At 63.5% G+C, this 19,970-nt stretch carries 22 protein-coding genes; 15 read left to right on the forward strand and 7 right to left on the reverse strand.

Annotated elements, in window-relative coordinates:
* Positions 1 to 3 precede the first annotated feature (3 nt).
* The 4 genes from KF712_12250 to KF712_12265 form a co-directional block, all read right to left on the reverse strand.
* Entirely contained in the window at positions 4 to 1,014 is a 1,011-nt protein-coding gene (locus KF712_12250; protein ID MBX3741758.1) for a type II secretion system F family protein, read from the reverse strand.
* A 174-nt stretch (positions 1,015 to 1,188) separates the two neighbouring features.
* Positions 1,189 to 2,793, reverse strand: coding sequence for an FAD-dependent oxidoreductase (locus tag KF712_12255; protein ID MBX3741759.1), 1,605 nt, complete (start codon positions 2,791 to 2,793; stop codon positions 1,189 to 1,191).
* A gap of 62 nt (positions 2,794 to 2,855) precedes the next feature.
* Positions 2,856 to 4,184 (reverse strand): discoidin domain-containing protein, encoded by a 1,329-nt coding sequence (locus tag KF712_12260; GenBank protein MBX3741760.1) that lies wholly within the window; start codon positions 4,182 to 4,184, stop codon positions 2,856 to 2,858.
* Positions 4,181 to 4,711: a sigma-70 family RNA polymerase sigma factor gene (locus tag KF712_12265; GenBank protein MBX3741761.1), complete on the reverse strand. Its 531-nt coding sequence runs from the start codon at positions 4,709 to 4,711 to the stop codon at positions 4,181 to 4,183. Before KF712_12265 ends, KF712_12260 begins: the two co-directional genes overlap by 4 nt.
* A gap of 124 nt (positions 4,712 to 4,835) precedes the next feature.
* On the opposite strand from KF712_12265, the gene KF712_12270 reads away from it, so the two are divergent.
* From KF712_12270 to KF712_12290, 5 genes are all read left to right on the forward strand, one after another.
* Positions 4,836 to 6,620 (forward strand): GMC family oxidoreductase, encoded by a 1,785-nt coding sequence (locus KF712_12270; protein ID MBX3741762.1) that lies wholly within the window; start codon positions 4,836 to 4,838, stop codon positions 6,618 to 6,620.
* Positions 6,621 to 6,659: 39 nt separating this feature from the next.
* The gene (locus tag KF712_12275) at positions 6,660 to 7,313 is read left to right on the forward strand and encodes a gluconate 2-dehydrogenase subunit 3 family protein (protein ID MBX3741763.1); all 654 of its coding nucleotides are present in this window, start codon (positions 6,660 to 6,662) and stop codon (positions 7,311 to 7,313) included.
* Between the two features lie 21 nt (positions 7,314 to 7,334).
* The gene (locus tag KF712_12280) at positions 7,335 to 7,487 is read left to right on the forward strand and encodes a hypothetical protein (protein ID MBX3741764.1); all 153 of its coding nucleotides are present in this window, start codon (positions 7,335 to 7,337) and stop codon (positions 7,485 to 7,487) included.
* A 414-nt stretch (positions 7,488 to 7,901) separates the two neighbouring features.
* Entirely contained in the window at positions 7,902 to 8,348 is a 447-nt protein-coding gene (locus KF712_12285; GenBank protein MBX3741765.1) for a nuclear transport factor 2 family protein, read from the forward strand.
* A 460-nt stretch (positions 8,349 to 8,808) separates the two neighbouring features.
* Complete coding sequence (locus KF712_12290; GenBank protein MBX3741766.1) at positions 8,809 to 9,555, forward strand: hypothetical protein; 747 nt, start codon at positions 8,809 to 8,811, stop codon at positions 9,553 to 9,555.
* Here the strand turns inward: KF712_12290 and KF712_12295 are convergent, their stop codons facing one another.
* Positions 9,556 to 11,358 (reverse strand): N-acetylmuramic acid 6-phosphate etherase, encoded by a 1,803-nt coding sequence (locus KF712_12295; GenBank protein ID MBX3741767.1) that lies wholly within the window; start codon positions 11,356 to 11,358, stop codon positions 9,556 to 9,558.
* Positions 11,359 to 11,454: 96 nt separating this feature from the next.
* On the opposite strand from KF712_12295, the gene KF712_12300 reads away from it, so the two are divergent.
* From KF712_12300 to KF712_12330, 7 genes are all read left to right on the forward strand, one after another.
* Entirely contained in the window at positions 11,455 to 12,168 is a 714-nt protein-coding gene (locus KF712_12300; protein MBX3741768.1) for an MgtC/SapB family protein, read from the forward strand.
* Between the two features lie 179 nt (positions 12,169 to 12,347).
* On the forward strand, positions 12,348 to 13,754 hold the full coding sequence (locus KF712_12305; GenBank protein MBX3741769.1) for an MATE family efflux transporter: 1,407 nt from the start codon (positions 12,348 to 12,350) through the stop codon (positions 13,752 to 13,754).
* A gap of 214 nt (positions 13,755 to 13,968) precedes the next feature.
* On the forward strand, positions 13,969 to 14,160 hold the full coding sequence (locus KF712_12310; GenBank protein MBX3741770.1) for a CsbD family protein: 192 nt from the start codon (positions 13,969 to 13,971) through the stop codon (positions 14,158 to 14,160).
* A 35-nt stretch (positions 14,161 to 14,195) separates the two neighbouring features.
* Complete coding sequence (locus tag KF712_12315) at positions 14,196 to 14,351, forward strand: DUF3309 domain-containing protein (protein MBX3741771.1); 156 nt, start codon at positions 14,196 to 14,198, stop codon at positions 14,349 to 14,351.
* 16 nt (positions 14,352 to 14,367) lie between these two features.
* Entirely contained in the window at positions 14,368 to 14,565 is a 198-nt protein-coding gene (locus KF712_12320; protein MBX3741772.1) for a hypothetical protein, read from the forward strand.
* Between the two features lie 226 nt (positions 14,566 to 14,791).
* Complete coding sequence (locus KF712_12325; protein ID MBX3741773.1) at positions 14,792 to 15,733, forward strand: AEC family transporter; 942 nt, start codon at positions 14,792 to 14,794, stop codon at positions 15,731 to 15,733.
* Between the two features lie 158 nt (positions 15,734 to 15,891).
* Positions 15,892 to 16,362 carry a hypothetical protein gene (locus KF712_12330; protein ID MBX3741774.1) on the forward strand — a complete coding sequence of 157 codons (471 nt, stop codon included), beginning with the start codon at positions 15,892 to 15,894 and terminating at the stop codon, positions 16,360 to 16,362.
* Here the strand turns inward: KF712_12330 and KF712_12335 are convergent.
* Positions 16,359 to 16,778: a DUF5069 domain-containing protein gene (locus KF712_12335; protein MBX3741775.1), complete on the reverse strand. Its 420-nt coding sequence runs from the start codon at positions 16,776 to 16,778 to the stop codon at positions 16,359 to 16,361. The two genes, KF712_12330 and KF712_12335, sit on opposite strands and share 4 nt — an antisense overlap.
* Positions 16,779 to 16,905: 127 nt before the next feature.
* Between KF712_12335 and KF712_12340 the strand changes: the two genes are divergently transcribed.
* Genes KF712_12340 through KF712_12350 form a run of 3 tightly spaced genes read left to right on the forward strand, consistent with a single transcriptional unit; the run spans position 16,906 to position 19,499 of the window.
* Positions 16,906 to 17,646: a class I SAM-dependent methyltransferase gene (locus tag KF712_12340; protein MBX3741776.1), complete on the forward strand. Its 741-nt coding sequence runs from the start codon at positions 16,906 to 16,908 to the stop codon at positions 17,644 to 17,646.
* A 36-nt stretch (positions 17,647 to 17,682) separates the two neighbouring features.
* The gene (locus tag KF712_12345; GenBank protein ID MBX3741777.1) at positions 17,683 to 18,390 is read left to right on the forward strand and encodes an HAD family hydrolase; all 708 of its coding nucleotides are present in this window, start codon (positions 17,683 to 17,685) and stop codon (positions 18,388 to 18,390) included.
* Entirely contained in the window at positions 18,387 to 19,499 is a 1,113-nt protein-coding gene (locus tag KF712_12350) for a DEAD/DEAH box helicase (protein MBX3741778.1), read from the forward strand. Before KF712_12345 ends, KF712_12350 begins: the two co-directional genes overlap by 4 nt.
* A gap of 159 nt (positions 19,500 to 19,658) precedes the next feature.
* Here the strand turns inward: KF712_12350 and KF712_12355 are convergent, their stop codons facing one another.
* Positions 19,659 to 19,913 (reverse strand): DUF167 domain-containing protein, encoded by a 255-nt coding sequence (locus KF712_12355; GenBank protein MBX3741779.1) that lies wholly within the window; start codon positions 19,911 to 19,913, stop codon positions 19,659 to 19,661.
* Positions 19,914 to 19,970: the final 57 nt, after the last annotated feature.

Raw genomic sequence — 19,970 nt, forward strand, 5'->3', positions numbered from 1 at the left:
CTTTCACTCCTCCGGCGGGTCCGATCCGTAGTCCTCGATGTGGTCGAGCAAGCTGTAGTAGCCGAGGAAGAAGCTGATGATCTTCCACGCCACGAAGATGAGGATGAGGGCGTAGATCACCTTCGGGATGGTGGCGGCCGCCACCTGCACGCGTTGGACGGCATCTTCCTGATAATATTTCGCCCAGCGGGCGAGATCATGGTCCAGCCCACCGGCTTCCTCCGCCGTCTCATAGGAACGGGCGAACGCGGGTGGGAACGCGTCATTCCTTGCGAACACGGGACCGAGGGGGCCTCCCGTCTCCGCGGTGATGAGGAGATCCCTGCCCGCCTCCCGCAGGACGCCGCTCTGCGTGGCATCCAGTGAGATGGAAACCGTCTCGCTCATGGAAAGCCCGGCCAGCAGCCCGGTGTGATAGACGCGGGTGAAGCGCGCCATCGCCATCGCCCGCCGTGCCCCGCCGATGGTGGGGATGCGGTTGATGAGGGAATCCACCGCCGCATTCCCCGGAGCCGCCGCCAGCGCCATGCGCACCAGCACCCACACGGCGATCAGGCCGCCGTAAAGCAGACCCAGCGTGACCGCACCGGACAACAGAATTTCCCCCCAGCCCTTCCCGGCGATCAGCCCGAACGGAACGACCGCGAGGAACACGCCCATGTGGATGAGCACCAGCGGCTGGACCATGGCCCGCGCAGCCTGCCTGCGCGTGCGGGCCAGCATTTCATAGTAGTCCGCCAGATGGCGGAACGCCTGGGCCATGCGCCCGCCACGCTCCCCTGCACCGATGATGCTGCGCTCCAGGTCCGTCACCCCGGTGCCGGCGGAAAAGGCGTCCGAAATGGATTTCCCCGCCGCGATGGAGGCGTCCACCCCGGCCAGCAGCGCCGCTTGGTCGCCCGGAGGCTTTGTCCTGAGGATGGTGGCGATGGCCTGGCGGATGCCGAACCCGGCCTCCAGCAGCTTCGCCAGCTCGAGGTGGAGGAGGTGCTTCTGCGCGGGGTTGCTGCTCATGGGTTGCGGAAACGTACGCCACCGCCGCCCATGAAACAAGCAGGGTCATCGCGACCTCATTTTTCCAACCGCAAATGGACGCGAACAAACGCGAATGAAGTCATTTTCCTGAAGAATCGATCCCATCACCCTATTCGCGTCCATTCGCGGTTTTGAAATCCAGCGCGGCGCTGCTTATTTCGCCTTCTTCTCCTCCTTCGGCTTCGGTGGCGGCGGGACGAGGATCTGGCCGTCAGCGAGCAGGCGGTCGCGCAGCTTCGGATAGGGCAGCTTCTGGAGGGAGCATCCCTCGTCGATGGCCAATGCGGCGGCGGTTCCGGCGGACTGGCCGGTGATCATCAGCACAGGCTCCATCCGCAGGGTGCTCAGCCCGATGTGGGAGGCGGAGACACAGAAGATGACGGACAGGTTCGTGCACTCGGACTCCTTCGGCGTGATCGCCCTGTAGGAAAGCGGCAGCGGACGGGCGACGTTCTCGTAGGTCTGGCCCTCGTTCTGCACCTTGCCATCCACCACCACGCGGGCGGTGTTATGGGAATCCATCTGGTAGGAGGCGATGGAAATGCTGTCCTCCGCGACCACCTCGCCGCGCCCGTGGTGCTGGGTCATCACATAGTCGGAGACCATCCGCCGGGCTTCCCTCACGTACAACTGGTGCGGCCAGCCGCCGGTGCCGGTGAACTCGTCCTTCGGCAGCCCCCACGCTTTCACTTTCTCCCGGATGGCGTCTGGCACCTGCGGATCATTCGCCAGAAAATACATCAGGCCCTGCTGGTAGGTCACATGGTCCTGGAAGATCTTCTCCCGCTCCGCGTGGCCCGCCTCAGGCCAGCGGTGGTTCATGCCGATGTTGTCCGTGGAGTAGGCCCCGTTGAACATGTGGTGGTTGTTGTTGTCCCCCTGGTGGAGGCGGGTGTGGTGGCAACCGGCCTCGATGTAACGGACGAGCAGCGCGTAGCGGCCCGCGTCATAGCCCGCGGGCTTCGGCCACGGGATGGCGTTCTCCGCCGGTTCCAGCCACATGCGGAAATTGTAGGCCTGCATGAGCTTGTCCCCTTCCCCCACCTTGCCGGGCGGCCCGTTCGTGATACCCGGCAGCAGGCCGCTGGAAGGATCCCCGGGTTTCACGTAGGGATCGACCGGCTTGTCGAAGTTGTCCTTCGGCCCGTAGATCACCCCGTTGATGGTTTCGCCATACTGCGAGTTGCTCTCGCGGCCGACGGTGTAGGAAACACCCGCCGCCGCCATCAGGTCGCCCTCATACGTCGCGTCGATGAACTGCTTCGCACGGATGCGGGTTCCGTTCTCGATGACGATCTCCGTGATCCGGCTCCCGTTCTTTTCCGCCGACTTCAGCGGATGCTCGAAAAGCACCTTCACCCCCGCCTCCTTGAGCATGGCCAGATAGGCGTTCTCCGCTTCGGAAGGACGGAAGCCCCGCCGCTTGCCCATCTTCTTGTAGAATTCACCGGCAAGGCCACCGGTGATGGAAGGATGCCCGCCGTCCGTGTGGCTCAGGCCACCCGCCGTCATGCCGCCCACATGGCGGCCCAGCTCCACAAGCACGGCTTTCTTCCCCATGCGCGCCGCCTGCACCGCCGCGGTGACCCCGCCGGAGGTGCCGCCATAGACGCAGACATCCACCTCGATGACTTCCTTGGAATCCGTCTTCGCGGGTGGATAGTAGTAGCGGAGATCGGAGGGCTTCGGAGCCTCCTGGGCGTGGAGTGCGCCCGCCAGTGACACGGCGAGCAGAAGGGAGTGGCGGATGGATTTCATGGGTCGTGGTTTCGTGGTTCGGTTGTATTACCGTCCGGTCCGCCGATCTTACCGGAAATCCCTCAAGGGGCGAAAATCATGATTTCGTTCAGCCCGCCACTATGGAAGCCGTAGTGCCGGTGGGATGGCTGGCGGTCCTTGCTGCGATAGTGGCTGATGCCCTGGACCATGACGTAACGCGCCCGCACCGGCCCGAATGAAATGGTCTCGAACGGGAAGTCCACACCAGGTGACGGTTCATCCTCCACGCGCCGCATCTCACCCCGGTGAACTTCGTGGAAAATCTGCCCGTCCTCCGACACGCGGATGACGAACTCCTTCATACCACGGTCCCCGTTCCTGCGGTTGCGCGTGTTCTGCATCACCACTCTGCCGATGGTTTCCGGCTGAAGGAGGTCGATGGTGGCCTCCCCGGTTTCGCCATCCGGCGCGAGCCAGAACGACCAGTCGCCGGGTGAGCCGGTATCATTCAGGCGGCCATCGGTGAGGTTGTCGGGAGGAAAGACACTGCCACCGGCCTTCGACAGATAAGCAGGCGTGGTGACCGGCTTTCCGAGGGCGAGGTTTCCGGAAAAATCCCTCCTGACCACCGGTGCGGGCAGACGGCGGGCGACATCCCCCAGATCCACCGGATAGTCGCCGACGGTGGTGACCAGTCGCGTGCCGTCGGTTTCCTTCAGGATGGCGGCGGCATCCCCGGCCAGCATCCGGCGGCGCGCGCCATTGTCCGAAGGCACCTCGATCTCGCCGTCGAAGACTTCTGTCATCACCACCGCACCATGCGAACCGGTGCCGACCGAAACGCCGAACTCCGTCCCCAGATCCGTCAGCCTGCCGCCGGGAGTATCGAGATGGAACGCGAACCCGGCGGGCTTTTTGTCCGGAGCCTTCACCGACGCGCGGCCATGGCCAAACTCCAGCGAGGAAAGATCCTTCACCCTGAAGCGGCAGGGGCCTTCCACGGTGACACGGACACCGCTGCGGAAGGAGATCTCCGCAAACCCGCGCCGCAGTTCCAACGGCACGCCCATCAGTTCGCCCGCGGGTTCCGCCCCGGCCCACTGCGCGTCGTTCGTCCCGGACAACACGGCCACCGGCACCCCGGTCCGTGGAAACGCAATCCATCCGGCGATGGCAACGCAAGCCGCGGCGGCAAGGGCAACGGGCCACAGCGGACGGCTCACGCGCCTGCTTTCCCGGACCGGAAGCGGCGGCGCGTGTCGGATGAGCGCGGCATGGATGCGCATGCTGGAGCGGTAGTGGTCCCGTGCCTGGCGCGATGCGGCGAGGATCTCCCCCAGCTCAACCCGCTCCGCGTCCGGCAACGTTCCGTCCAGCAGATCCGCGATCAACCGGTCCAGCCGTGCGGCATCATAATCCGGAAGGTTCATGGCGTGCTGCGGCTGAGTTTCCCGTTCACACAACCTTCCAGCATCTGGCGGATCCGGTGGAGTTGCACGGACAATGCTCCCGGAGTGAGGTTCTTCTCCTGCGCCATCCCGGCGACGGAACTTCCGGAGTGGTAGCGGTTCAGGATCAGCTCGCGCTTTTCCTCCGGCAGTTCCTCCAGACAGTCACGCAGCGCGTGGTTCATGGCGTCGGTCGATTCCAGGTCAGGTTCATCTTCCGTGGCGAGCAGATCGACAAGATCCGGGTGGAAGACGCAGCGGTCCCGCGCGGCATCCCGGCGCGCGGCGAGAACCTGGAAATGGGCGATCCGGCAGGCCCACGCCATGAACGGCCTGGAGACATCGTATTCCGCGGCCCGCCGCCAGATGACCAGGTTCGTTTCCTGGAGCACATCATCCGCCAGCGACCGGTCCGGCAGCAGCGACAGGATGTAGGAGTACAGCGCGAGCTGGTGCCGCGTGATGAGCGCAACGACGCTTTCCTCCGGGGTCTGTGGGATTTCCGCCATGGATTCTCCTTTCTTACCGCATCCGGGAGGAATCTTACCGGAAATCTTTCGGGGAGTGGTGGAGCGAATTTACTCATTTCCATCCCGCCACCGCCCGCTAGCCTGAAAGGCAATCCCGTAACCCATGGCTATCCTCACCGACCGAAAAACGTCCCGCGATTACGATGTCCTCATTGTCGGCTCCGGCGCGGGCGGTGGGATGATGGCCCTGCAACTGGCTCTGGAAGGCTTCAAGGTGCTGATGCTGGAAGCTGGCCGGAACTACGACCCGGTGACGGAAACGCCGATGTTCAATACGCCGGAACAGGCACCGCTGCGCGGAAAGGGAACGCCGGACCGGCCCTTCGGCCACTATGACGCGACGGTGGGCGGCGGCTGGCAGGTGCCGGGCGAACCCTACTCCGACAAGCCGGGCACGGAGGCGGAGTTCTGGTGGTGGCGCCCCCGCATGCTGGGCGGCCGGACGAACCACTGGGGCCGCATTTCCCTCCGCTTCGGACCCTACGATTTCAAGCCGAAGTCCCGCGACGGACTGGGCTACGACTGGCCGATCTCCTACGAGGATCTCGCGCCCTACTACGACAAGACGGAACTCATCGTCGGCATCTACGGCACCAACACGGGGATGGAAAACATCCCGGACTCCCCGGCGGGCATCCTCCAGCCCCCGCCGAAGCCCCGCCACGGCGACCTGCTGGCGAAAAAGGGCGGGCGCAAAGCGGGCGTGCCCGTGGTCCCCATCCACCGCGCCGTGCTGAGCGAGGCGCTCGACGGCCCGGCCCGTGCGAAGCGCATGTTCCCGAACAACCCGCTGGCACAGAAAATCGTCGGCGCGGACATGTCGATGCGCGCTCCGTGTTTCTGGGCGACGCCCTGCGTCCGCGGCTGCTCGATCCGCGCGAACTTCCAGAGCACCACGGTCCTCATCCCACCCGCCCTCGCCACGGGAAATCTGGACATCATCACCGACGCGATGGTCAGGGAGGTGCTGGTCGACTCCTCCGGCAAGGCGACCGGCGTCCACTACATCGACAAGCCGACGCGGAAGGACGCGGTGGCCAAGGCGAAGGTCGTCATCATTTCCGCCAGCACCTGCGAGACGGCGCGCATCCTCCTGAACTCGAAGTCGGCGATGTTCCCCAACGGCATCGCCAACTCCAGCGGCCAGATCGGAAAGAACCTCACGGACACCGTGGGCACCAACCTGGGTGCGCAGATCCCGGCGATGGAAAGCATCCCGCCCTACAGCGAGGACGGCGCGGGCGGAAACCACGTCTACAGCCCGTGGTGGCTCTACGGGGAGCATGAGAAGCTCGGCTTCGCACGCGGCTACCACATCGAGATCGGCGGCGGCCGGGGCATGCCGGACATGGGTTCCTTCGGCACGCTGGATGCGAAGGCGCCCGGCGTGTATGGCAAAAAGCTGCACGACGAGGCCCGCCGTTACTACGGCTCCAACATCGGCTTCGCAGGTCGCGGCGAGATGATCCCGAACAAGGATTGCTACATGGAACTGGACCCCAACCGCGTGGACCAGTGGGGCATCCCCATCCCGCGCTTCCACTGGAAATGGTCGGACCATGAGATCAACCAGGCAACGCACATGCAGAACACCTTCGCCGAAATCATCGACGCGATGGGCGGAAAGGCGAACCCGCAGCCGGGCAAGGTCGCCTTGAAAAAGCCGGGCGAGATCATCCATGAAGCGGGCACCTGCATGATGGGCGCGGATGCGAAAAGCTCCGTCGTGAACTCCTTCGGCCAGACCTGGGACGTGAAGAATCTCTTCTGCATGGATGGCTCCATCCTCCCGTCCAACCCGGACAAGAACCTCACCCTGTCCGTCATGGCGCTGGCGTGGAGATCCTCCGAATACCTCACCCAGGAAATGAAGCGCGGAAACCTCTGAATCCGAATTTCCAATCTCCCATCCCCAATTTCATTTCCCATGTCTTCCCAGATTTCCCGCCGCGATGTCTTCCGCCTCTTCGCCGCCGCCACCGCGGCCGGTGCGATGATGCCGAAGGAAGCGAAGGCCCAGGCCCCGCAGCCCCTCACCCGCAACGTGAAGGACGCCCTCACCGACCCGGACTACACCCAGAAGGTCATCCCCTGGGAGAAGCCGCTGACGGAGGCGGAGGTCGCCACCCTCGCCATCCTCTGCGACATCATCCTGCCCGGTGATGGAGCCGACCTGCCGATGCCATCCGCCATCGGCGTGCCGGACTTCCTCAACGAGTGGGTGGGTGCCCCCTACAAGGACACGCTCGATGACTTCGAGAACCTGCGCGGCGGCCTCGCCTGGATGCACAGCCACAGCAACGCGCTGCATGGAAAGAGGTTCGACGACCTGACGGAAGCCCAGCAGACCGGCATCCTCGACACCATCTGCGATCCCGCGAAAGCCGCGCCCGCACTGGCTCCCGGCGTGCGTTTCTTCCGGCGGCTGCGCATGCTCACCCTGGGCGGATACTACACACACAGTAGCACCTGGAAAAGCCTCGGCTACGTCGGCAATGTCCCCATCGCCGGACCCTACCCCGGCGTTCCGGACGAGGTGATCAAGCTGCTGGGGCTGGAGGATGTGACGGATGGGTGGTAGGCCGCGTGGGGAGCCGATCCCATGCGCAGCGAATCTCGTGAGAGATTCGGCGGGGAGGACTCCATCCACCCCATGACGACGCAGCGGATGGATGCCGTCTGTTCCGGGATGAGGCTGGAGAGGCAGATGCCGTTCACCCCGCCGAAAGTCTCACGACTTCCGCTTCTCGTGTAACGGGACGGCTCCGCCGTTCCGGCCGGGAGGATGAATGCGATCTCCCGGCTCCAATGCGCCATGGATGCAGGGTCACCTCATTTCGGAAAACGGTAGGGTTGGTCCGCCCGGGCCGCCGAAGCTGTAAGGCGGACTGGCCTGCGGAGCCGGTTTGGTGAAGGAAAATCCATGACCGCTCCACCGGAAGCCACGGCGGACCGGGGCCGGTCCGGCCCTACCGGGCTTTTCAGGAGCGGCTCCGCCGCCAAATGACAATAAGGGTGACAAACGGATATGAATGACCCTTATTGACGGAATTTCACTCCCACGTCCCAAAATGGATACACACTCCAGGACCCCTGCGATTCGCCGGAACTTGCATGATGGTGAAGCAAATCCCGTCGCACTCCGCTCCTCACCTTGGCAATCCAACCCATGAAATTCCCCCTGACATCATTGGTGGGCGTGATGCTCGTATCGTCCAGTCCATCCCAAGCAAATGAACAGAAGAGTATGGAACCTGAACATTTCGTCATCTCGTATGAAAAGGCGCTCGCAACCCAGGAGTGGGGCAAAGTCGCCCCCTTGATTCACCCGGACTGCACCGTCACCTTCTCCAATGGCAGTTGTCACAAAGGAAAAACGGAGGTCCAAGCGGCCTTCCAAAGGAATTTCGATGCAATCGAGAACGAAAAATATTCCATCACGGAGTTACACTGGGTGATCAGGAACAAGGATTTCGCGGTTTTCACCTATTCTTTCGCCTGGTCCGGGGTCATCGCAGGCGAGCAAGCATCAGGAGCAGGAAGAGGAACTTCGACGATTGTTCGTGGAAATACCTCTTGGCAGCTTGTTTCAGAACACTTGGGACCCCAAGCGTAATGCGGAAGCCGGTGGAGACAGCTCCACAGCACTCCATGCCGCACCTTGACGTTACCTGCCACAGCACCGGTGACATCTCCTCGCCAGACCCTATCCCGGCGTGCCTTACGAGGTCATCAAGCTGCTGGGGCTGGAGGATGTGACCGATGGATGGTAAATGCGGATGGGAGGATGGAGACCATCCATTCCCGGAAGCCCCCTCCGCGCGGCAGCGTCATGGAGTGCGGCAGTCTCTGCCGCTATCCGGCAGCGGATACGACTTTCCTAAATCAAGCGACCTCCTCCCGCAGTGGCATCCCCTCCAAAGCGGCGGAGGGCCGCCGCACTCCAAAAGCTGGCGCACCCGTGATATCCCTCGCAATGCGGAGCCGCGAGAAAGGCATCGCCCCACCCAGCCGTCATGGCGCAGCCATGGAATTATATGAATAACAACCCTACCCGCGCGTCTGATCACGTTGACATGAAAACCTCCGTCGCACGCATGCTCCTCACCGCCGGTCTGCTCCAGCCGGTCCTCCTCGCGCAGACACCCACGCCACCGGGCACCCCGCCGCAGCCGAATCCGGTTCCCCAGCAGTTACTGGCACCACAACCAGACACAGCCAAACCTCCCGCCCCGGCTCCTGTGCCGATCCGGCTGGTGCTGGATGAGGCTCCGAAGTTCTCCACCTTCACCGCCGCGGACCTGAAATTTCTTCTACCTCAGCAACAGGATCTGCGTTGGTCGAAATCCCTTGAAAGCTCCGGCCCGCTTTCGCTCACGTTCGCCTCGAAGGACAAGGCCACACCGTCCATCTCCGTCACCAAAGTCAGCATCGGCTTCCGGGCGGAGGATTTCATACCCCGCGGCGACTATTATCCGGACCCACCCCCGGCGGGGCCGGAGACACCGGTAAAGGGAGCATACACCAGTGGCACCCTGCCCGGAGGGGATGTGCCCGCATTGCTGGCCTATTTCAAAATCCCGTCCGAACGCGCGGAGATCTGGATCAAGAATCAATTCTGGAAGGATGGCGGACCATTGACGCTTACCGGGGAGGTGCCGGGCGGAAAGGCAACCCTCATCGTCGGCGGAGACCCTCAGGACGAGACAAGGAACTGGGTGCAGATCAGCATCAACTGGCTGGAGGAGACTTCTCCCAAGATGCGCCCGCGCATCGTACCGAATGCTCCACGCCCAAGGGTCGTACCTCCCCCCAGCCGATGATCACTTCCTTTCCCCGGTCAACCGCTCCACCGCCGCCCTGACGACCCAGCCGCTTTCTTCCAACGCCCTGCGCGCCGTTTCCCCGTCGCAGGAAACGAGTTCCGTCACCAGCCTCACCGCCCGGTCGCGGAGCTTCGTGTTGCTGGGGTTGAGATCGATCATCAGGTTGCCGCGGACCTTGCCGGTGCGGACCATCGCCAGGGTGGTGAGGGTATTGAGGAAGACCTTCGTGGCGGTGCCCGCCTTCATGCGGGTGGAGCCGGTCAGTGGTTCCGGCCCGGTGTTGATGAGGATGAGGCGGTCCGGCCGGTGGGCGTCCGGCACTTCCAAACCCGGATGGAATGCCAGCAGCGCGGTCACCGCACCGAGACGCCGTGCCTCCTCCAGTGCACCCCATACATACGGCGTCCGTCCGCTCGCGGCGATGCCCAGGATGACATCCCCCTGCCCCACGCCGCGGAACCTCACGGCTTCCGCGCCTTCCGCTTCTTTGTCCTCCGCTCCTTCCACCGCGCTCCACAAGGCACGGCGTCCCCCGGCCATAATGCCCTGCACCAGATCCGGCGGCACCCGGAAAGTGGGCGGGCATTCGCTGGCATCCAGCACGCCCAGCCGCCCGCTGGTCCCGGCCCCGACATAGAACAGACGCCGGCCGTTCCGGAACGCCTCGACCGTGCGCACGATCATCCATTCCAGATCCGCGGCGTGGGGCTTGAGCGCATCCACCGCCGCCGCGTTTTCCTCGATCAAAAGATGGATCGCATCCGCCAGCGGCATGGAGTCCAGTTCCATGGTGCGCGGGTTCCGCCACTCCGTCGGGGCGGAGGCCATCTGTGAAAGGGCGATCAACGGACCGGATTGCCGTGCAGGCAGCGGGGCCGTTTTCTTTTCCGCAGGAGGCAGGGTACGCGCCAGTGCCAGCGCGCCCCATACACCCTCACCCTCCAGTTTCACCACCTGGCAGCCCTCCCACTGCTCCTGCAAACGGCGGCCCACCCCGGCGGCGAAGGCGGGCTGCTTCAGCAAAACACTGCCCGCCAGAACGAACTGCACCGGCATTCCTTTCCGCGACAGACGCTCCGCGCAATGCACGGCCATGTCCGCCAGCTTGTCCGCGGCATCGTGCAGCACCTGCTTTGCCAGCGCGTCCCCTTCCTCCGCCTTTCGGAAAACCGTCACCGCCAGCGCGGCGATCTCATGCTTCTCGGCCTCCTGCATCCAAGGGATGAGATCGTCCGGCTCATTGAGCTGGAGGGCGGCCAGCACCGCGTTCCCCAGCGCCGGGAACCGGCCATCCACATCGAACTGATAGACGACGGCGCGCAACGCGCCCAACGCGATGTCACAGGCACTGCCGCGGTCCCCGAGGATGTGCCCCCTGCCGCCGAATTTCACGACCTTTCCCGCCGCGTCACGCCCATACGCGCAGGATCCCGTGCCGCTCAGCAGCAGGACACGGGCATCGATCCCCGCAGGCCACTCCCCGGCAGCAGCGAGCGCGGTTTCCAGATCATTCGTCGCATGGAAAGGAGTATCCGGCCAGACCACCCGCGCGATGGCGTCCACCCGCCGCCGGTCCTGCTCGTTCCGCAGGCCCGCCATGCCGGCACCGATGGCGGACACCTCACCCACGCGCGACCGGATCTCGCGGAAGAAACGCTCCAGTTCCCCGTCCGTGGACAGCAGCACGTTGGCGGGCCCGAGTTCGAAACGATCCACCTCCCGCCCGGCCCCATCCGCCACCAGCACGGTGGTGTGGGTGGCCCCGGTCTCGATCCCCAGATAAGTATGCCCCGCGGTCATTCCAGTTCTCCTCCATATCATACCACTTCCCGCCTGCTGGGAATGATGGATTCCTCCGTTTCTTTTTTTCCTCCCGCGTGCATCTTCATGGGACAGATGAACTGGCAGCTTTTCCTCAATGATCTGAATCCGGAGATCCTCCTCCGGCTCGGGCTCTCTCTGGTTGCCGGATTTTTCATCGGGATGGAGCGGGAGTCGCACGGGAGGGCCGCGGGCCTGCGGACCACGCTGCTGGTGTGCCTCTCCGCCTGTGCGGCCATGATCGTTTCGGACGCGTTCTATCAGGACAGTTTCGACAGGCGGGGGGCGGCGGGCTGGCACCCGGATCCGGCGCGGCTGGCGGCGGGCATCCTGGCGGGCATGGGATTCCTCGGCGCGGGCGTCATCGTCCACCAGCGGGATCACGTCGTGCAGGGCGTGACCACGGCGGCGACGCTGTGGTTCGCAGCGATCATCGGCCTGGCTCTGGGCGCGGGGTCGCTGGGAGTAGGGCTGGTTTCCACCGTGCTCGCCCTGATCATCCTCGGCCTGATCCCCCGTTTCGAGAACCGGATGGAGAACGACTGGTACTCGGATCTCGGCATTTCGTTCCACTCCACGGACTCCAATGTGGATGAAGCCATCAAGGTCATCGAATCCCTGCACATGAAGGTCAAGGGAGTGGACTGGAAGGAGAACATGGGTGGAAACGAACGCGTCCTCCTCTTCCACGTGAAATACAAAAAAGGGGAACGGCTCATCCTGCCCGGAAAAGCGATCACCGCGCTGCGCGCCCTGCCGGATGTGAAGACGGTGCACTGGCACGGCTGAGGGAGGCGGTGGCGTCCTGGCGGGTAACGAAGCTCGTGAGAGCTTCGGTTGGGGGGAAGGCCATGGGGACAGGAGCTTGTTTGCGGATGGACGTCCACTCTGCCGAAGCCCTCACGAGCTTCGGCACCCGATTGATCTTGCACGGCGCGGGCGGATCGACGAAATCCAGCGCCCGCCGCATGGAACCATCTTCCACCGACAACATGTCCCTAGGGCGTGTGATCCTTGAGTCGCTCAAGGGCAGGCACCACGACTTCACCACCGCTCCGCTGAACCGCGCCGTGCTGTTGCTGGCGATCCCGATGGTGCTGGAGATGGTGATGGAGTCCCTCTTCGCGGTGGTGGACGTCTTCTGGGTCTCCCACCTGGGCAGTGATGCCATCGCGGTGGTGGGCCTGACGGAGTCCGTCATGTCGCTCATCTATGCGGTGGCCATCGGCATTTCCTTCGCCGCGACGTCGATGGTCTCCCGGCGGATCGGTGAGCAGGATCCGGAACAGGCGGCGCGGACCGCCGGGCAGATCCTGCTGCTGGGCGCGACGGTGTCCGCCGTGCTCGGCATCGTGCTGGCGATTTTCGCCGGGGAAATCCTCGCGCTCATGGGTGCCTCCGGGTCCGTGGTCCGGATGGGCACGGATTTCGCCAGGATCATGCTGGGCGGGAACATCACGGTGTTCCTGATCTTCCTGATCAACGCCGCGTTCCGCGGAGCGGGTGACGCGGTCATCGCGATGCGCACGCTGTGGCTGGCCAACGCGCTGAACATCGTGCTGGGTCCGTGCTTCATCTTCGGCTGGGGGCCATTTCCGGAAATGGGCCTCACCGGTGCGGCGGTGGCGACCAACATCGGCCGTGGCACCGGCGTGCTCTACCAACTCTGGCACCTGGCCGGCCACAACAGCAGGCTGAAGGTCCGCCTTTCCCACCTGTTGCCGGACCCCGCCATCCTGCTCGCCATCGTCCGGCTGGCGAAAAACGGAGTCGCCCAGTTGCTCATCAGCACGACGAGCTGGGTGGGCCTGTTCAAGATCCTGGCGATGTTCGGCAGCACCACTCTGGCGGGCTACACCATCGCCATCCGCATCGTCATCTTCGCGCTGATGCCGGCGTGGGGACTGGCCAACGCGGGCTCCACCCTCGTCGGGCAGAACCTCGGCGCGGGCCAACCGGACAGGGCGGACAAGGCAGTGCGGATCGCCACCCGTTTCAACATGCTGTTTCTCGGCGTGGTGGGTCTCATATTCGTCGTGTTTTCCAAGCCTCTCATCGGGATCTTCACCAACGATCCGGAAGTCGCGCGCCAGGGCACGCAGGCTCTCTGGATCATCAGCCTGGCATTCCCCCTCTATGCGGCGGGCATGTGCATGGAAGGCGCCTTCAACGGTGCGGGTGACACGTGGACGCCCACGCGGCTGAACTTCTTCTGCTTCTGGGCGGGCCAGGTGCCGCTCGCGTGGTTGCTGGCGGTGCCGCTGGGATTTGGTCCGGTCGGTGTGTTCGTTGCGGTGCCGGTCTCGTTTTCGGTACTGGCACTCTGGAGTCTGGTCCTGTTCCGCAAGGGCCGGTGGAAGACACAGGTGGTTTGATCCCACCAATTGGAGCAGGAGCGCTTTTGCACCGGCTCTTTGCAAAATAATGCATGTTGCACTCATTCCGGGAGCGTCCGGGCAGCACGAAAAAAAGCCGGTGATGCGCGGCATCCTTACAGCCATGGGGAGTTGCGGGCGGTGACGTGGGTGAATTCCAGCGGATGGCACGATCCCTGATAATAATCCCCCAATAACCCCAACCTACAAAACCATGAACAAATTCACACTTAAAGGAGACTGGAACATCGCCAAAGGAAAACTGAAGCAGAAGTGGGCCTCGCTCACCGATGATGATCTCCAGTATACCGAAGGACTCGGCGACGAGCTGGTGGGCCGCATCCAGAAACGCACCGGTGAAACCCGCGAAGCGGTCGAACAAGCGCTGCGCGATGCGGACCGCTGATCCCCAAATCCTGAAACCCTCACCCACCTACCGCCATGTTAGGAACCATCCTGTTGATCCTGCTCATCCTGCTGCTCATCGGAGCACTCCCGACATGGGGTCACAGCCGTGAGTGGGGCTACGGCCCCACCGGCGGTCTCGGCCTCGTGCTGATCATCGTGATCATCCTCGTCCTGATGGGCAAAATCTGATCTCCCACACCAACCTATGAAAACCACCATCCTGATGTCCGCCCTCGCCCTCTGCGCGATCGCTCCAATGATGACCTCCTGCCGCGAAAAAGGCCCGGCGGAGAAAATCGGCGAAAGCCTCGACAAGGCCGGAGAAGATATCAAAGACGCCGTCGATCCCAAAGGCCCGGGCGAAAAGGCGGGCGAGAAGATCGATAAGGCTCTCGGCAACTGATTCCATCCGGAAAACCATAACAGAAAAGCCCCGCACGGTGATCCGCGCGGGGCTTTTTTTGATCCGCTGAAGGAGCTGATGGCCTTCTGGGCCTCCTCGACATTTCCGTCTTTTTCCCGCAGGCTACGAGAACGAACGGAAGGGCGATCCCGCTTGTCGCCTTGTTTCAGAAAAATCCGAACCGCGAATAAGGCTGCTCTGATTGACAGGAAAGCCCGGCGGCTCCTTGATCGGCGGCGAAGTGTTCTTCCAGATCTTCCTTAATGTCTGCGCGCCGATCTTCCTGACCGTGGGGGCGGGCTGGCTGCTGGACCGGAAGTTCAAGCTGCACCTGGAGAGCATGGTGAAGCTGAACATCTACCTGATGGTGCCGGCCTTCATCTTCACGAAGGTCATCTCCACGGAGCTGGCGGGTGGGGATGCGCTGAAAATCGTGGCGTTCACGCTGTGCATCGTCTTCCTCATGTTCGTGGGCAGCAGGCTCGCGGGAGGCATTTTCAGGATGCCGGAGAAACAGCGTCAGTCCCTATCGCTGGCAACGATGTTCTACAACTCCGGCAACTACGGCCTGCCGCTGGTGACGCTGGCCTTCGGCCACCAGGCGGCGGCGGTGCAGATCTACGTGCTGGCGACCATGAACGTCTCCACTTACACGGTGGGACTGTTCCTCGCGCAGTCCCATGGCGAAGCGGAGGTTTCCCACCGCAAGGCGCTGATGAAGGTGCTGCGCCAGCCGACCCTCTATGCGCTGCTGCTGGGTGTGCTGTGCAAGTCGCTGGAGGTGCCGGTGAAAAGCATCACCTGGCTGTGGGAACCGCTCGACCTCATCCAGGCCGGGCTGATCGGCTTCGCGCTGGTGACGCTGGGTGTGCAGATGTCCCAGACACGCCCCGCCCCTTTCCGCGCTCCGCTGTGGTCCGCCATCGCGCTGCGGCTGGCCATCGCCCCCGCGCTCGCCGCCCCGCTCGCGCTGCTCTTCGGTTTCCCAAAGGAAGTGGCCGCCTCCCTCATCCTCTCCGCCGCCGCGCCCACCGCGGTCAACACCGCCCTGCTGGCCCACGAATTCGGCGGGGACCTCTCCTTTTCAACGTCCGCCGTCTATTACAGCACGCTGGCGAGCATGTTCACGACCACCCTGTTGGTCTACATCCTGAAGCTCTGGCTCTGAGCATCGGGCAAAACGCATTCATCGGGGCCCGCCTTCCCCCACAGACGCATTTCGCATGGCGGTAAAAACAAAGCATATAGACCTATAAGCCATTGATTTCACAACACCGGAATCTAACCGGGCGAATTCGGCACGCCTCTGGCTAGAGGAAAGGTGCTATGAATACTTCTACCGCACCTAAATCCCATGGCCTGAAGTTTTTCGTCTATCTGGCCACCCTGCTCTTGGTTGCGTTCGTCCACCAATCCCGCGCCGATCTCCCCAACGGCAGCCGTTCCTCCCTTTCCCTCAACGGCATGTACAAGGTCGCCGCCAGCAACGATCCGTTCTTTCCGGCAGGCACCGGCCGCGAGTGGTTCATGGATTTCAACTCCGGCATCACCGGAGAGAAAGCCAGCGGCAAGGTCGCCGTCTCCCTCCGCCAGAACCCGAACGTGAAGGTGCGGATCATGGTTTGGCAGGTCTTCCCTGGCACCAACGAGCTGTTCCTCGGCAACCAGTTCAGCGAAGGCTCCCGCCAGGCGGTGTCCGTCGCCCAATGGCGCGCGCGCAACGCGGGCGACTCCGTGGTGCTGGAGCGCCACGGCTACCAGATCGTGCTGAACCGCGCGGATCCGGCGGACTATTAAGCCCGGCCTTCCTCCGCGTCGAACAGGTCGAAATACGTCATGATCTCCGGGCGGTCGCCGAAACCGGCGTCCGCCTTGTCCTTTTCAAAGCCGGAGCTGTCGCGCCAGCCGCGCTTGAACATGAAGCCGTTCCAGATCTCGATCTGCTCGTCGGTCGGGCGCGTGCCGTTTTCAAAGCACCATTCCATGACTTCCTCGTCGGTGCCGCCTTCCAGCACGCGGTCACGCAGGGCGGCGTATTCCACGCCCAGGAACTTGCACACCCGGTCGTCGAAGGTGCGGTTGCCGGGGATGACGCCGAGGTGGTAGGCGGGAGGCAATTTGCCCTCCGCGTGGAGGCGGATCTTGTCGAGGATGCGACCGAAAACATAGACCCCCGAAACCTGGTCCCGTGCGCTGCGGATTGGAAAACTCATGGCATGTGGAGGTTTCCAAGGAGGTCCGCCGGGGGCAAGAGGATTTCCCGTTATGTCGGACGGCGCTTCAAACTAATCCGCCGCCGGTATTGACGTTTCCGGGCCATCTTGCAAGGTCGCGCCGCGAATGAATCCCCATCCTGTCCTGGAAAACCGGTACACCCGTCCCGAGGAGCGCCCGGTCTATGTGAAGCAGCTTTTCGACGAAGGAGCGGAGCACTACGACTCCATCTGCGAGTGGGGATTCTTCGGCACCGGCAACCTCTACCGCAAGGACGCCCAGCGCCGCCATGGCCTGCGCCCCGGCATGAAGCTGCTGGATGTCGCCTCCGGCACCGGCCTGATGGCGGTTGCCGCCGCGGAGCTGATGGGCTATGAAAAGGACATCACCTGCGTGGAGCCGAGTGACGGGATGATCCGCGAGGCGAAGGCCAAACTGCACGCCACCTTCGTCCAGAGCGGCGGGGAAGACATGCCTCTGCCGGACGACCAGTTCGATTTCCTGACCGTGGGCTATGCGATGCGCCACTTCGCTGACCTGAAGAAAACCTTCACCGAGTTCAACCGCGTGCTGAAGCCGGGCGGCAAGGTGCTGATCCTGGAAGCGACGCGGCCCGAGGGCAAATTCGGCTCCTTCCTGTTCCGCCTGTATTTCGGAAAGATCTATCCGGGCTTCTCCCGCCTGCTCACCCGCAGCAAGAAGGCGGAGGAGATGATGGTCTATTTCTGGGAGACCATGGACACCTGCGTGCGCCCCGCGGACATCATGAAGGCGTTCGAGGAAGCGGGCTTCGTCGAGGTGAAACGCCGCGCCATTTTCAATGTCTTCAGCGAATACACCGCAGTGAAGGCCGGGGAGCGTCTTTGATCGACCGCAGCCGTGGGATGGACTAGCGTGCGGAGCATGCCCGCCCGGGAACTCATCATCGGCTTCGACGCGGACGACACGCTCTGGCACAACCAGCCGATCTTCGAGCGCGCCTACGACCGCTTCCGCGAGCTGCTGGCCCGCTACCATGACCCGCTCCCGGCGGGCGAGGTGCTGGTCGCCACGGAGATGCGGAACATCCCCCTCTACGGCTATGGCGTGAAAGGCTTCACCCTGTCCGCCATTGAGAGCGCCATCACCCTGTCCAACGGGGCCATCAGCTCCAGCGAGCTGCGCCAGTTGCTGGACGCCGCCCGCGACATGCTGGAGCACCCCGTGGATCTGCTGGACGGAGTGGCGGAGACGCTGGACGCGCTGGCCGCGGACCACCGCATGATCGTCATCACCAAAGGGGATCTCCGCGACCAGGAGCGGAAGCTGGAGCGGTCCGGGCTGGCGGGATATTTCCGCCACATCGAGGTCGTCTCGGAAAAGGAAAGCTCGTCCTACGGGAAGATCCTCGACCGCCACGGCATCCCGCCGGAGAATTTCCTGATGGTGGGGAACTCCCTGAAATCGGACATCCTGCCCGTGCTGGCGCTCGGCGGGGCGGGCGCGCACCTGCCCTACCACATCACCTGGATCGGCGAGCATGCGGAGGAACCGGTGGAGTTCCTTGACCGGTTCTTCAAACTCGGCCAAATGAGCGACCTGCCGGAAATCATCCGCCAACTGACATCGTGAAAACATTCCAAGACCTCGGCATCAGCGCCGGATTCATCAAGGGCCTCGAAGAACTGGACATCCGCCAGCCGACGGAGGTGCAGGCCAAGGTCATCCCGCAACTGTTGCAGGGCGGCGGGGACCTCATCGTCCAGGCACAGACGGGCACCGGAAAGACGGCGGCCTTCGGCCTGCCCCTGCTGGCGGCGATGAAGCCGGGCGTCCCGCACATCCAGGGCGTGGTGGTCACCCCGACACGGGAGCTGGCCAAGCAGATCGGCAAGCAGCTTTTCCGCTTCACAAAATACTCCGACCGTGTCTTCACGGAGGTCCTCTGCGGCGGTGATCCCATCGAGCGGCAGATTTCCGCGCTCCAGCGGCCTACCCACATCATCGTGGTGACGCCGGGCCGGCTGATCGACCTGCTGAAGAAGAAGGCGCTCGATCTGGGCCACGTGAAGCACCTGGTGCTGGATGAGGCGGACGAGATGCTGAGCATGGGCTTCAAGAAGGAGCTGCAGCAGATCTTCACCCACACCCGCAGCCGGAAAAGCACCTGGCTGTTCTCCGCCACCATCCCGGACTCCATCCAGGCGCTGGCGAAGGTCTGCATGGCGGAAAGCGCGCCGATGCTGAAGATCGACAAGGCCCACGTGGTGAACCGCGACATCATCCACAAATACGTGGTCTGCACGAACGACGAGAAGCTGCCCGCCGTGCTCGACTTCCTCCGCCGCCAGCGCGGGGAACGCGGGGTCATCTTCTGCCGCACGAAGGAAGACACCATCCACCTTTCCAAGAAGCTCGTGGCGGAAGGCTTCGGCGTGGACACCATCCATGGCGACCTCATGCAGTCGGAGCGCGACAAGGTGATGCGCTCCTTCAAGAAGGAACGCACCCAGCTCTTGGTGGCCACGGACGTTGCGGCACGAGGCATCGACGTCGAGGGCCTGTCCTTCGTCATCCACCACCAGCTCCCCGGCCAGACGGAATACTACACCCACCGCAGCGGCCGGACCGCCCGGGCGGGCAGGAAAGGCCTTTCCATCGCCTTCATCCACCCGAAGGAGCGCGGAAAGCTGAAGAAGCTGGAGGACGAACTGGAGATCCGCTTCAGCGAGGCGCGGTGAGAATTCGGTAGCGGCGTGACTTCGTCACGACGGCTGGGCGAATCAACGGACACCCCTCAACTCCGCATGGAAAGGATGCCATCCAGGACGCTGGGAGCGCCGGTCTCCAGACCGGCATTTTTGGCATCGGAGCCGACTCGGTACTCGCACGGCGGGCATTCACTCCGGCAGCCGCGTCCCATCCGGGATGGTGAACCGCTTGAACCGTGAGGTTCCTCCTTTTTCCAAGGTGACCGAGGCACGGGAAAGCCCCAGGTTTTCCGCGAGGAATGCGGTGAGCGCGGCATTCGCCTTTCCATCCACCGCCGGGGCGGCGATGCGAACCTTCAGCACGCGCCCCGCAAGCGGATCCTCCTCCCAGCCGAGGATGGCGCTGGTCTTCGCGTTCGGCACGGCCCTGACGGTCAATCTCATGCGCACCATCGCTACAGGATGGAACGCCGCCGCCAAACCCCAAATCCGATGCTCCGC

It is taken from the genome of Akkermansiaceae bacterium, from assembly GCA_019634595.1.
GTDB lineage: Bacteria > Verrucomicrobiota > Verrucomicrobiia > Verrucomicrobiales > Akkermansiaceae > Luteolibacter.